12 protein-coding genes are annotated in these 13,875 nt (G+C 43.7%); 8 read left to right on the top strand and 4 right to left on the bottom strand.

The features are described 5' to 3' along the window. Positions 1–14: 14 nt before the first annotated feature. Positions 15–920: a glutamate biosynthesis transcriptional regulator GltC gene (gltC, locus tag K8O68_RS01665; RefSeq protein ID WP_230895202.1), complete on the bottom strand. Its 906-nt coding sequence runs from the start codon at positions 918–920 to the stop codon at positions 15–17. Between the two features lie 169 nt (positions 921–1,089). Between gltC and gdhA the strand changes: the two genes are divergently transcribed. The 3 genes from gdhA (at position 1,090) to K8O68_RS01650 (ending at position 3,732) form a co-directional block, all read left to right on the top strand. Beyond that, positions 1,090–2,472, top strand: coding sequence for an NADP-specific glutamate dehydrogenase (gene gdhA, locus K8O68_RS01660; RefSeq protein WP_230895201.1), 1,383 nt, complete (start codon positions 1,090–1,092; stop codon positions 2,470–2,472). Positions 2,473–3,212: 740 nt separating this feature from the next. After that, a complete protein-coding gene (locus K8O68_RS01655; RefSeq protein ID WP_230895200.1) occupies positions 3,213–3,413 on the top strand; it encodes a hypothetical protein in 201 nt (66 codons plus the stop codon). A 13-nt stretch (positions 3,414–3,426) separates the two neighbouring features. Further along, the gene (locus tag K8O68_RS01650) at positions 3,427–3,732 is read left to right on the top strand and encodes a spore coat protein (RefSeq protein ID WP_230895199.1); all 306 of its coding nucleotides are present in this window, start codon (positions 3,427–3,429) and stop codon (positions 3,730–3,732) included. A gap of 78 nt (positions 3,733–3,810) precedes the next feature. On the opposite strand, the gene K8O68_RS01645 is transcribed toward K8O68_RS01650, so the two are convergent. Continuing rightward, the gene (locus K8O68_RS01645; RefSeq protein ID WP_230895198.1) at positions 3,811–5,181 is read right to left on the bottom strand and encodes a hypothetical protein; all 1,371 of its coding nucleotides are present in this window, start codon (positions 5,179–5,181) and stop codon (positions 3,811–3,813) included. Between the two features lie 149 nt (positions 5,182–5,330). Between K8O68_RS01645 and K8O68_RS01640 the strand changes: the two genes are divergently transcribed. The 3 genes from K8O68_RS01640 to htpX all read left to right on the top strand — a co-directional run bounded on the left by K8O68_RS01640 (position 5,331) and on the right by htpX (position 8,590). After that, positions 5,331–5,543 carry a hypothetical protein gene (locus K8O68_RS01640; protein WP_230895197.1) on the top strand — a complete coding sequence of 71 codons (213 nt, stop codon included), beginning with the start codon at positions 5,331–5,333 and terminating at the stop codon, positions 5,541–5,543. A gap of 326 nt (positions 5,544–5,869) precedes the next feature. Further along, the gene (locus tag K8O68_RS01635) at positions 5,870–7,516 is read left to right on the top strand and encodes an AMP-binding protein (RefSeq protein ID WP_230895196.1); all 1,647 of its coding nucleotides are present in this window, start codon (positions 5,870–5,872) and stop codon (positions 7,514–7,516) included. Positions 7,517–7,675: 159 nt separating this feature from the next. Next, the gene (htpX, locus tag K8O68_RS01630; RefSeq protein WP_230895195.1) at positions 7,676–8,590 is read left to right on the top strand and encodes a protease HtpX; all 915 of its coding nucleotides are present in this window, start codon (positions 7,676–7,678) and stop codon (positions 8,588–8,590) included. A 426-nt stretch (positions 8,591–9,016) separates the two neighbouring features. Here the strand turns inward: htpX and K8O68_RS01625 are convergent, their stop codons facing one another. Further along, positions 9,017–10,084, bottom strand: coding sequence for a V-type ATP synthase subunit I domain-containing protein (locus K8O68_RS01625; protein WP_230895194.1), 1,068 nt, complete (start codon positions 10,082–10,084; stop codon positions 9,017–9,019). A gap of 311 nt (positions 10,085–10,395) precedes the next feature. Here K8O68_RS01625 and K8O68_RS01620 point away from each other — a divergent pair, with 311 nt between their 5' ends. Further along, positions 10,396–11,115, top strand: coding sequence for a ThuA domain-containing protein (locus tag K8O68_RS01620; RefSeq protein WP_370640467.1), 720 nt, complete (start codon positions 10,396–10,398; stop codon positions 11,113–11,115). Positions 11,116–11,189: 74 nt separating this feature from the next. After that, complete coding sequence (locus tag K8O68_RS01615; protein ID WP_230895192.1) at positions 11,190–12,227, top strand: Gfo/Idh/MocA family protein; 1,038 nt, start codon at positions 11,190–11,192, stop codon at positions 12,225–12,227. Positions 12,228–12,626: 399 nt separating this feature from the next. Here K8O68_RS01615 and K8O68_RS01610 read toward each other — a convergent pair whose 3' ends face one another. Then, positions 12,627–13,850, bottom strand: a complete 1,224-nt coding sequence (locus K8O68_RS01610; RefSeq protein WP_230895191.1) for a dicarboxylate/amino acid:cation symporter — start codon at positions 13,848–13,850, stop codon at positions 12,627–12,629. Between the last annotated feature and the right edge of the window lie 25 nt (positions 13,851–13,875).

Below are 13,875 nucleotides of genomic sequence, written 5' to 3'. Positions count from 1 at the left end.
CCCTTTGTCGAATGTTATTCTTTAAAATCAGTGAGGCGGGAGAAGAATTTTTGGAGAAAGTTATAAAATAATTCTTCGGTGGGCAGCAGGACACGTTCATTAGGTGTAATAACCCCGACAGTACGTGTGACGTTAGGTTCTATTAGCGGAATTTTTACAGTAGACCGGGAAAGGCTGTCAACGAGCGTTACTTCAGGCATCAGCGTCACTCCCAGTCCGGCTGCGACGAGCCCTTTTAATGCGTCTATATCGTCTCCTTCGAAGGCTACATGCGGCGTAAATCCAAGTTCTCTACAGGCATTCATAACAATATCTCTAAAAACAAATCCTTCCGGGAGCAGGACGAAGGGATCGTCTTTTAAGTCACGAAGCCTCAGGGAAGAGCGGTCTGCCAAAGGATGATGAATGGGTAAAAGGGCGACCACATTTTCAGTAAATAATATTTTGCGCTTTACCTTTGTCTCTTCCATAGGCACTGGGCCGATTAAGGCCATATTGAAATCCCCGTTAATTACCCCGTCGATTAAATCGTTATACAGCCCTTGTTTCAGCTGAAATTTAGCGTCCGGATAATACATCCTGAAAGAGGAAATAGCTGTCGGCAGTGTATGAGCGGCCAGGCTGATAGGGAAAGCTACACGTACAGTTCCTTTTTCGGGATCCAGATACTCTTTAACTTCCCGGGTCGCATCATCAATCACATTCATAGCATGAGTGATTCTTTCAAGAAATATTTTGCCTATAGGGGTTAATTTCACCCTGCGCCCTTCCCGGATAAACAGATCAACCCCTAATTCATTTTCCAGATTAACGATTTGTCTGCTTACAGCTGACTGGGCGACATGAAGGTTGTGGGCAGCTTCTGTCATATGTTCTCTTGTGGCCACTTCCATAAAATATTTCATCTGTCTGAGTTCCATTTGGAGCCTCCTTTTTTATATCATCTCAAAAAGGCATTGAAATTATCTATTCTTGATATTGATTAGATCATTTGTTTAATTATAAAATACTGAATAGTAGAAAATCTAACATTATACGGAAAATCGGGGTGTTTTTTAATAAACTTTACCTCTTTGGGGAGTGAGGAACATGAAAGCATTAGACAGGACCACACAAGAACAGACTCAGGAAGCTTTGGAATATGTTAATGAAGTCTATGAAACAGTAAAAAACCGGAACCCGCATGAGAGCGAGTTTCATCAGGCCGTAAAAGAAGTATTTGATTCATTAGTACCTGCGCTGGCAAAAAATCCGGCCTACAGGAAACAGGCCATTCTCGAAAGAATTGTTGAACCGGAAAGAATTATTTCTTTCCGCGTGCCGTGGGTGGACGACCATGGCAAGGTACAGGTTAACCGGGGGTTCCGTGTACAGTACAACAGCGCTATCGGACCTTATAAAGGCGGACTGAGATTTCATCCGTCTGTAAATGCCAGCATTATTAAATTCCTCGGTTTTGAACAGATTTTTAAAAATTCCCTGACAGGGCAGCCAATCGGCGGGGGAAAAGGCGGCTCTGATTTTGATCCGAAAGGGAAATCAGATCTTGAAATCATGCGGTTCACACAGAGCTTTATGTCTGAACTGAGTAACCATATAGGTCCGGATATCGACGTGCCAGCTGGTGATATTGGTGTGGGCGCAAGGGAAATCGGCTATATGTTCGGCCAGTATAAGAAAATGCGGGGCGGCTACGAAGCAGGTGTGCTGACAGGGAAAAGCATTGATTCTGGAGGAAGCCTTGCCCGCAAAGAAGCAACAGGATACGGAACGGTTTATTTCGTTGAAGAAATGTTAAAAGATAAAGGGTTAAGCTTCAAAGGCAGTACAGTGACAGTTTCAGGCTCAGGCAACGTGTCGATCTATGCGATGGAGAAAGCGATGGAATTAGGAGCGACAGTGGTAGCTTGCAGTGATTCAGGCGGGTATATCTACGATAAGAACGGAATTGACCTTTCAACAGTTAAACGTTTGAAGGAAGTAGAAAACAAACGGATCAGCGAGTATGTGAAAGAACACCCGGACGCGCATTATTTCGAAGACTGTGCAGGCATCTGGTCTCAGCCTTGTGATATTGCATTACCGTGCGCAACACAGAATGAACTGGATAAGATGGCTGCAAAAATATTAGTTGCCAATGGTGTGAAAGCGGTAGGAGAAGGAGCCAATATGCCTTCCACTCATGAAGCGGTTGAAATCTTTCAGAGTGAAGGGGTAATGTTTGCCCCAGGTAAAGCAGCTAACGCAGGGGGCGTGTCTGTTTCAGCATTGGAAATGGCACAAAACAGTGCGAGGCTTTCCTGGTCTTTTGAAGAAGTAGATGCCAAGCTCCAGGAAATTATGAAAAATATTTACCGTGAAAGCATGAAAGCGGCGGAAGAATATGATGCACCGGGAAATCTGGTAGTAGGCGCGAATATCGCAGGCTTTATCAAAGTAGCCGATACAATGATCATGCAAGGAGTAATTTAATATAACCTTAAAAAGACTGCCTTCACGGGCAGTCTTTTTTGGCGGCGGAAGAAGGGCTGCACGGGGAGATAAGAGGCAGGGACAAAAGAATAGTAATCATAAAGAAAGCCGAACAAATCTTATGATTTTTGTTCGGTTTTTCGCTTTTGCACTTAATAAAAAATTGACTCTGATAAATAGTAATTGCAGTGATTTCAGTCCGCCAGGCGGACGCTTGCCCAGGGGCTTGTCTTCAGCTAAATTCAACTCAGCTTGGAGCTTCGTTGAATTGGATCTTCAGACTGCGCTTAATCCCTCGGGCGTCGCCGCCTTTTGTCCTAAATCAAAAAAGCTAAAAATTGATGATGTTCAAAAATCACGAGACGCCTGCAGGAAAAGCATCTCCTAAAGATCCCGCAGGCGATTTTTGCCGAGGAGCTGAAGAGATGCCTGCGGCAAGCGAGTGCGTTTATGAACCTTATCTCATCTTATGGTCTATTGTGAATTCATTCTTCGGTTATCCTGGATTTAATTTAGTTTTGTCCCAGACTCATTTGATCGGAAGAACTTATAGAACAGTTCAATTTATCCCCTGCAGACGATAAACAGGCGGCAGTCAAGCGTTACTGGTGCCGCCATGCACATAAATAAACCTCATATAAGCAAATTGGGTAATATTTACTCTTTTGGCCATTTTAGTTTTAGTTTTGGAAAATAAGTGGTACTGACAGATATACGATAAATTAAAAGGAGGTGTCCACGTGGCAAATAAAGATTATGCGACTCACGAAGTACTGGAAGTTCACGAAATTATGACTATTAAGTCTGCTTGTGCAGCTAAGTCGTCCATGATGCAAGGTCTTGCAGTCGACAAAGAACTGAAAGATTTATTAATAGAAGACGTTAAGCTTTCACAGAAAGCGGTCGAAGAGTTAAAAGGTATTCTTGAAGAATCTAAATAAGGAGGCGAATAAATTGTCAAGCATTCTCGATAAGATAAATAATAAAGAGTTAATCAACGATGAAGTAATCGCTACCGATCTTCTCGTGTCTGCGAAAGCAGCAGTCAGAAGCTATGCGGTTGCTATCACTGAAACGGCAAGCCCGGAAATTCACAAAACACTTAAGAAGCAGATGGATGAAGCGATAGACGCCCACCATAAAATTGCTACTTACATGATTGAAAAAGAAATGTATCATGCTTATGACATTAAAGAGCAAATTGACCATGATCTTAAAAAGGCTGATCTCGCACTGGAGATGCCTGAAGACAATAAATAAGAATGAACCGGCCCCCGCAGCTATGCGGGGTTTTTTACCGATTTTTCGACAGGGGTCAGACCCCTGTGTGAATTTTCACTAAATGAGCAGCATAGCGACAAGGATTCCGATCGTGCCGAACAGAAGGGTGAACGGCAGGTTTCTCAGCGTGATCCGGTAAGGGTTCTGTCCGGTATTCATAGAAGTCATGGTCACCGTTACGCCGTAAGTGCCTGAACTGGCAGTAGCGAGAGCACCTACGATGAGCACAAGTCCAATACCGGCCGGGTTAAAGACATCAAATAAGGGAGTGAGCACCTCGAGCAGGATGGCTATCGTACCTATTGGGTGGACGCCGATCATTGCCATTAGCAAATAAGTGAGAAAAATAAGAATTAAAATAACCACTGGCTGATCATTAAATAACATAAACGGACGCTGAACATATTCGAGTGCTGCTGTTTCGTTCAAACTGTTCGTAAAAAAAGCGAGTGAAATAAAAAGAATGATGAAGTTCTGCATGTGGTTAGTCCGTGCCTTCCACACTTCAAAGCCGTAAACTTTAAACATATGCCATCTTTTAATAACAATAGCCCAAAGTGAAGAAAAAGGCAGAATGACAAGCGTAACAGCCAGGATAAAATTGAGTCCGAACAGGTGGCTGACCGTAAGCACAGAAATTAAAAACAGGATGAGTGCTATAAATAATTTTAATATCTGAACCAGAATTTTTCCGGCAGGAACAGGAGGGCCGTTACTGGGATCGGCCGGTTCAATAGGAATGTTCTTAAAGCGCTGCCTGCCGATCAAAGCGTCGATTGTCAAAGTAATTAAGGAAATAGCCAGAAGCCAGGGTAAATAAACTAAGTAACTGATCCCCGTAGCATCGACAGTAATGGCCACCATAATTTCCATAGGGCTCCAAATGAGAGCAAGAGAAAATGCTCTGACGGTGGTTTTGCTGATAAAATTGTCTCGCAGGGCCTTGTTGACGTTCTTCATAGTTTTCATTAATACTTCCTGGGATAAATTAACGGCTGATAAATTAAGAAAAGTCATTAAGATATAAGTCGTTCCGAGACTGCGGTAATAAAGGCTGCCCAGGTTATCGGCATTTTCCTTCATCATTCCTTTAATGTGCTGATCATATTTCCCTACATGAACGACACTGTTAATCCAGGGCAGCAAGGTTAAAAACGCGAGAAGGGGCATATTAGAAGTTAAAAATAACGGTATCCGGGAAACATCCAGGCCAGCTGAAAAAAACATAGCCAGACCAAACACTATAAAAGCACTTCCAAGGATTTTAAACAGATTTGATGCTTTCGGAAACGAGACCGCAATCATAGCAATAGCTGAAAGGCCAATGATATAAGCTAACCAGTCAAACCCTAGAAACAGATTTAATATATAAACAAAAAGAACGCCGGAATAAAAAACATACAGGCGGTCGTAAAACTTGGTTTTCATTAAAATCCTCTTTTCCTCTTAATCTTAATTCCATCCTTTACCTTATCATAAAATAAAAGAATTATAAGGCGGCAAGATTGCCTCTCTAATTAAACAGAGTGATGGTATAATAATAGGGTAAACAGGTACAGGAAGGGGCGGAGAGAGCGATGGATTTCTGGTTTTTTGTAGTGGTAATAGTAGCTATGTACTACCTTTACACAGCATACGAAAATAAGAAAAAATACAGGCTGAAAGAGCGTGAACTGCGGGTGGAAGAAAAGCGTCTTGAACTGGAAAAAATGAGGCTTGAAAAAGGGCGGCAGGAGGATAAGCCTGCGGATTCTGCTGACCGTGATAATAACGGGCGGCCTGTCATCTAAATCCATTCAGGGTGAACTTCGCCTGACCTCTTAAAGCCGTGTCTTTGCAGGACCAAAATGGTAAAGACACGGCTAATCGGCCGCAGCCGGTAATGGGTATTAAAAAGTACCGTAAAGCCAATTGAGCAGTTCCAAAAGGGGTCTGTCCCCTCGCGCTTTAACGCGCTGCGCGCTCACTGTAAACTGCAAATAAACCAAAGGACCCCCTTTAAATATCTAAATATTTAGAATATAATGAATGTGAATGTCTTGTGTGAACGAGTGCTCAGTCAGAAAAGGGGAATGACTGAAGAACATTCCAATACCTTTAGAAGGGGGAAATTGTGTTGGCGGAACTTAAGCATGTGACAGTAGGGAAATTACTGGAGGATGTGGCAAAAGAGCAGCCTGATCATGAGGCAGTTGTCTATCCGGACAGGGGGCTGCGGCTGACGTACAGCCAGTTTGACAGCTTGTGCAGAGATGCAGCGAAGGGGTTTATGGCCCTCGGCGTGGAAGCCGGAGATCATACAGCAATATGGGCGACAAACCGGCCTGAATGGATTACCAGCCAGTTTGCCACCGGGAAAATGGGTTCAGTCCTGGTGACCGTAAATACGAGCTATCGGACAGCTGAGCTGGAATACTTACTGAGACAGTCAGACACCTCTACTTTTATACTTATGGAGCAGTACCGCGACGCCTCATACATTGACATGCTCTATGAAATCGTTCCGGAACTGAAAACTTCCGAACCTGGCAAGCTGCAGTCAAAACGGCTCCCTAAACTTAAGAATGTGATTGTACTGGGAGAAAACCGGTACCCGGGCACATTCAGCTGGGAAGATATTTTAGGAATGAAAGACCAGATAACCGACAGCCAGCTGGATGAGCGGATGAAAAGCCTGGATCCTGACGACACGATCAACATGCAGTATACGTCCGGTACGACCGGCTTCCCTAAAGGGGTCATGCTCACCCATAATAATATCGTAAATAACGGCTTAAATATTGCAGAAAGCATGAAACTGACCAGCCAGGACAGAATGTGTATTCCAGTGCCGTTCTTCCATTGTTTTGGCTGCGTTCTCGGCATACTTGCATGTGTTAATGTTGGAGCGACCATCGTTCCTGTTCAGGAGTTTAATGTGAAAGACGTCCTGACTGCTGTGGAAAAAGAAAAGTGTACCGCTCTCCACGGAGTGCCTACAATGTTTATCGCCGAATTAAACGACCCTGAATTTGAAAAATATAACTTGTCCTCCTTAAGAACAGGCATTATGGCGGGATCGAATTGTCCGATTGAAGTGATGAAGGCAGTCGTCAACAAGATGGGCGCAGCAGAAATTACAATTGCCTACGGTCAGACAGAATCGTCTCCGGTTATTACCCAGACAAAAACGGATGATCCAATAGAAGTGCGCGTTTCCACTGTCGGGAAAGTCCTGCCGAATGTTGAAGCGAAAGTAGTTAAACCAGGCACAAATGAAGAAGTGCCGCCAGGGGAGCAGGGTGAGTTAATCACACGGGGGTACCATGTAATGAAAGGCTATTATAATAACGAAGAAGAAACGGAACGGGCCATAGACGAGGAGGGATGGCTTTACACCGGTGATCTTGCGGTCATGGATGAAAGCGGTTACTTTAAAATCACTGGACGGCTTAAGGACATGATAATCCGCGGCGGAGAAAATATTTATCCGCGGGAGATAGAAGAGTTCTTCTATTCCCATCCGAAAATACTGGATGTCCAGATCGTTGGAGTGCCGGATGAAAAATATGGCGAAGAAGTAGTCGCCTGGATCCGCCTTAAAGAAGGAGAGGATGCGACAGAGGAGGAAATCAGGGACTATTGCAAAGGAAAAATTGCGAACTACAAAATTCCTAAATATATCGCTTTTTGTGAAGAGTATCCAATGACGGCTTCGGGGAAAATACAGAAGTTCAAATTAAGGGAACAATCTATTGCGTATAAAGATAAGGTTCGTCAGTAATGCCCCCTGTTCAGAAGCACTGCCTGCCGCTAGTTCGGCAACATGGCAGTGCTTCTTTGTGTGCAGCTGCGCATGTCTGGTAATTCAAACAAATCAGATGGCATAACACGAATTTCATGTTAAAATGTATAAGGATATTATGAAAATGGAGGCGTAGGAATGGGGAAACGATTTTTATTTTTCTTATTAACAAATATTTTAGTGATGACCACGATTATAATCGTGTGGTCAGCTATTACGCATTTTACAGATCTCGGAGGCACATTTGATACAGGTGGCCCAGGGTTAGGTATTGATTATGCGTCGCTTATGTTATTCAGTTTACTCGTCGGTTTTTTAGGTTCATTCATTTCACTGGCGATGTCCCGGTGGATGGCGAAGAAAATGATGAAAGTAAAAGTTCTGGACCCGGATGGTCCGCTTTCAAACCAGGAACGTGCCGTGGTAGAAAAAGTACACCGGCTGTCCCGGGCTGCTGGGCTCGCGCATATGCCTGAAGTTGGGATTTACCAGTCCGGTGAGGTTAATGCCTTTGCAACTGGTCCGACTAAAAAACGCTCCCTTGTTGCTGTTTCACAAGGGCTGTTAAACAATATGGACGATGACGCTGTGGAAGGTGTCATTGCTCACGAAGTGGCCCACGTTTCAAACGGTGATATGGTAACAATGACGCTTCTGCAAGGTGTCGTTAACACCTTTGTCGTATTTTTCTCCCGGATTGCAGCGATTCTTGTCTCGCGCTTAGTGCGCTCTGAATTAGAAGTAGTTGTCCGGTTTGCGGCCATTATTATATTCCAGATCCTCTTCTCAATTCTAGGGAGCCTGGTTGTTATGGCCTTCTCACGATACCGTGAATTTCACGCGGACCGCGGCGGCGCGGACTTAGCCGGCCGGGATAAAATGGCTCACGCGCTACGTTCTTTGAAAGCCCATGTAGAGCGTGCTACAGTGAACGACCGTACGGATGATTCAGCCGTACAGACAATGAAAATTAACGGAAAAAGCGGAATGGCGAAACTTTTCTCTTCCCACCCTGATTTGGAAGAACGAATTGCCCGTTTGGAACAGAGATAAGTTGATAAACCGTGCCTTGCCAGGCGCGGTTTTTTTATTAAAAGAATAGTAAATGATTTTGCGGTTTCGCCGTTTAGCGGACAAGTTGCTGCCTTTTCCTTTATTTCCTTTCCAGTATTTCCGCATAACCCCAAAATTCTCCATTTAAGTCACCTATAAACTTGTCCCCACATTGTATAATTTAAGGAGCTTTGGAAAGAATGTAAAAACGAATAATACTCTCAGGGGGACAAGCGTATGTCAAAATCAGATTCATGCAAACTGGCTAAAGAGATGCTGGAAAATCAAAAGAAGGAAAATGAAAAGGCTAAGGAGAAAGCAAAGAAGGCTTTATCAGGAAGCAGCTACAATGCTTAAATGCTTAGCTTATAAACCCTCCCGGCCCGTATTATAACCCGAGGTAGAAAAGGCCGGGTAAGGGAAGTTTTAATGCTCTCCTTTTTGACGGCTGCGGTGTATTGCAGAGAACTTGTTTAATAGTTCACAGCAAATCCATAATAACTCTTGAATTAAGCTTATATTCAACTGGCCGGTTTCGTGGCCGACTTTTAGTTTTGACCGGTTTGAATCATCCAGATGCAAAGAAATGACCCATTGCTCCTCGTCCTGCAGGACTCTTTTCCAGGCAATAAAATCTTCAAGCACTAAAGGTTTTTGAGGAGAAGCGTTTATAGCCTGAATAAATTTATTGTCTACCTGTTTAAACGGGATAAATTCTTCAAATTCAGCTTTATTTATTCCATATCCATCAATAAAGGACAATCCGGAATTTTCAATTCTGTACAGGGAGTAGTTGACACCAAAATTAATATTATCAAGGTTAAACTGGTCTCTCACTAGAAGAGTCAGTTTATTTTTCAGTCCGAAGAGAAAATTTAAAGCCAGTTCGCTTCTCTCGTTAAACAGGTTGGCCAGCTCTTCACTGGCTGTCAATTTATCCAGCAGTTCCTCTATAGCTTCTTCGTTTTCTTTAATAACTTTCTGCTGCTGAGCTACTCTTTTCCGAAGCTTCTCATCTTTCTCCTGTATAAGCTCCCTCTCCAGTTCTTTTTTTAAAGTGAAGACAAAATCTTTCTCTTTGGCAAGTGATATTAACGCCGAGTATTCCTTCCCCCTCCTTTTTTCAAAAATCTCTATATGGAAAAATTCACTGCCGATTCTGCTCATTTCATCAAGGACCAGATGCCTTAACAGAGCGGAGAACAGTGCAAACAGCACGCCTGACAATATGAAAATAACAGTGAAAGGGAGATGGGCCAGCTCTTCAAGACTATCCCTCATGAGAGCAATCATACTGACCGGAATCAAAGCTGCAAAAAAACCTTTCCAGGAGAAAATTTTAATGATAAAACGGAACAAATAAATAACTGCATTTTTGAACACGAGCGATTCAGAAGCTCGTTCGTGCTTTTTAGAGGCCTCATGCAAGTAATTGAGAAGCTCGTTAAGTTCGTGGGAAAATACTCTTAACTTATGCTTCGGTTCTTTAGCCATCAGGACTCCTTTCCGAATCTTTCCCCTTTTTAAGAAACGTCCATGTTAGAGGGCTTTTGTAAACATTAACTCCGGATAACACTTCTCACAATTATCGACATACCGGATATAGTTATATATATTTATGAAATTCACTATTTAGAAGGTTAATTTTCATTAATTGAAGAAATATTCCATATTTTTTTTGTACTTTTACGGACTTTTTTAAAAAATAACGACATGTTTTACAAAAAACGTAAACGTTTACTCTATTATTTGGTAAAATGAAATGGATGAAAACGTTTCCGGTAAAAGCGAGAGGAGAGATGACAATGAATATAACGGTATGGAATGAAAACCGGCATGAAAAGAAAAACCCGGCTGTAAGGGATATTTATCCTGAAGGGATTCACGGGGCGATCGCTCAATTTTTGCAGGAAAAAGCAAACCAAGTAAGAACAGCCACGCTTGATGAGCCTGAACACGGGCTTACTGACGCTGTATTGAGCGATACGGACGTGCTCTTATGGTGGGGACATACAGCCCATGATGAAGTGGACGATGGGATCGTTGAAAAAGTGAGGCAGCGTGTTCTGGAAGGGATGGGGCTTATCGTACTGCATTCCGGTCATTTTTCAAAAATATTTAAAACGCTTATGGGCACAAGCTGCGACTTAAAATGGCGTGAAGCAGATGAAAAAGAGCGCCTCTGGGTGGTGGAACCGGGTCACCCGATTATGGACGGCATCGGCGAATATATTGAACTTGAGAAAGAAGAAATGTACGGAGAGCATTTTGACATCCCTGCGCCGGACGAACTACTAATGATGAGCTGGTTTGAAGGCGGAGAAGTATTCAGAAGTGCGTGTACATATCGTCGGGGGCAAGGGAAGATTTTCTACTTCAGACCTGGCCATGAAACTTATCCAACCTATTATAACGAAGAGATCCAGCGTGTTATTAAGAACGCGGTGAACTGGGCAGCACCGACGCAGAGAAGCAGGCCAGTGTACGGGAATGCTCAGCCGCTGGAAACAATAAAAGGAAAATAAATTAAAAAGGAGGAGCAGCGAATGAGCACTATTCAAATTGGAATAATCGGCTGCGGCAATAAAAGGAGCAGCATATGACACTGAAAATGGGCATTATCGGAGCCGGCGGGATTGCTAAAGGACGCCATCTTCCGGCATACAAAAGCTTAGGCGATCGTGTGGCAGTTACCTCAATATGTGATATTAACCCGGAAAAAGCCAGGGAAGCGGCAAGGCTGTTCGATATTCCAAAGGTGTATGACAATTATATTGATCTGTTCTCTGAGGTCGATGCGGTGACCATTTGCACACCCAATAAATATCATGCAGATATTACCATTGATGCGTTAAATGCCGGTGTGCATGTTCTTTGCGAAAAACCGATGGCTATGAACACGAGAGAATGCGAGGCCATGGTTCAAGCTGCTGAAGAGTCTGGTAAGCTTCTGTCCATCGGCTATCATTACCGGTTTATGAAAAATGCCCAGGCCGCCAAAAAAGTAATTTTTGAAGATGAAATAGGGGCGCCGCTCGTAGCGCGTTCCCAGTCGTTAAGGCGCCGGAAAGTGCCGGGGTGGGGCGTATTTACGAACAAAGAACTGCAAGGGGGCGGAAGTCTGATTGACTACGGCTGTCATTTTCTTGATTTAACGCTATGGCTGCTTGATCACCCGAAACCGGTGGAGGTAACAGGCAGGGCATATAATCAGCTGAGCAGCAAGCCTGACCAGGTTAATGAATGGGGAACCTTCGATAACCGCGGATTTGAAGTGGAGGACCATGTGACGGCCTATATAACTTTTGAAGGCGGGCTTTCTCTTCTTTTTGAAACCTCATGGGCGGCAAATATAAATGAAGATATTGAAAATCTTAGTATTTCAGGCGAAGCAGGAGGACTGGACGTATTTCCTTTCCGTTTAAACCAGGCGAAACACGGTATGTTATTAAACAGCGAAGCCCAATGGATTCCGGGCCACGAGGACCCTGGTTTTGACCTCGTTAAAAACTTCACGGATGCCTGCCTCGGTAATGAAGAATTAATAGTAAAGCCTGAAGAGGCTCTGCAGGTCACAAAAATTATAGACGCCATTTATTTAAGTAACGAAACTGGCCGAAGTGTGACTTTCACTTAATAATGGAGTGGATCTGCAGGCCGTAGTAATTAAAGAGAAATCGTCCGGCAAGTGGCGGGCATAAATCTAAACATACTAGGACAAAAGAATAGTAATCATAAAGAAAGCCGAACAAATCTTATTGATTTTTGTTCGGCTTTTCGCTTTTGTACTTAACAAAATTAGCTCTGATAAATAGTAATAGCAGTAATTTCAGTCCGCCAGGCGGACGCTTGCCCAGGGGCTTGTCTTCAGCTAAATTCAACTCAGCCGGGAGCTTCGTTGAATTGGATCTTCAGCCTTACCCCCTGTGGCGTCGCCGCCTTCTGTCCTTCAATCAAAAAAGCAGAAGCTATTTAATAATTGGGCAACCTAAAAGCTGCATCCCCTGGAAAAGGGCATGCAGCTTTCTGCTGTATGTTAAGCAGCTTCTTTATTCTTTTCTGTCTTATTAATAACCGATGTCCCGACAAGGTCGCCGGTGACATTAAGAGCTGTTGCTCCCATTCCGATCAGAACATCAACCGCGGCAAGAAGAGCGACAGCTTCCATTGGCAACCCGAGCTGTGCGAATACGGTAGCTATCATCACGATACCGGCCCCAGGCACTCCGGCGGTTCCTACAGACACGAGGGTCCCGATCAGGACTACCTGCAGAATCGCGATGAGTGAGAGCGGTTCACCGATCACATTGGCTGCAAATACCGTCGATACGGCAATACGGATAGCGGCTCCGTCCATATTCATCGTGGCGCCGAGCGGCAGACTGAAACCATACAGACTTTTTTTCAAACCGAGATTTTTGGCGGCATTCAAGGTCAGCGGCAGCACGCCTGTACTGCTCTGGGTAACGAAAGCTGTAATTACAGGTGTCCGTGCTTCTTTAAAAAAGACAGAAGGCTTAATTTTAGTTACATACATTAACAGCATGTACAAAGACAGGTGGACCAAAATCGCAATGTAGAGGACACCAATAAAGTTTCCAAGTGATAAGAGCGTATCAACACCCTGGTTACCGATAATGTCAGCAAGAATAGCAAACACACCGACCGGGACATATTGCAGAATAGCCTTCATTACGATAAGTGTCAGTTCGTTCAGCGCTTCAAAAACGTTGTACAGCCTGTCTCCCATCTTGCTCAAGTCTTTAGAAGCCCTCATAACTGACAGAGCGATCCCAAAAACAAGCGACGTAAAAATAATGCCCAGCAGATTCATTTCAGCAAAACCGGCAATGATATTATCAGGGACAATGCTGAGAAGAACCTCGACTATTCCGGGATTTTCAGGAACTTCTACGTTTTCCGTCCCGGTAAGAGTCGTCCCCTGTCCGGGATTAAACAAACTGGCAACTGAAATACCGACAATAATAGCGACAGCAGAAGTGAACAAATAATAGATAAAAACTTTTCCGCCCATCCGGCCGAGGTTTTCAGCTGTCGTCTGATTCACACCCACTAGTAATGTGAAAAATATGAGCGGTACAATAATAAACTGAAGAAGGTTCATCAGTAAGTCGCCTAACGGAGACAAGACAGACGCATTTTCTCCAAATATAAACCCTGCAGCTGCCCCCAGGATGAGGGCAATAGAGACTTTTTTGATCAGCGGTGTGTCTATATAAGCTTTCCAAATTCCTTTCAACTTTTTCTCCCCCTTTAAATATGAA

This window comes from Salipaludibacillus sp. CUR1 (assembly GCF_021028955.1).
Lineage (GTDB): Bacteria > Bacillota > Bacilli > Bacillales > Salisediminibacteriaceae > Salipaludibacillus.
Note: the sequence above shows the minus strand (reverse complement) of the source record. Positions and strands in the feature narration are given on the sequence as shown.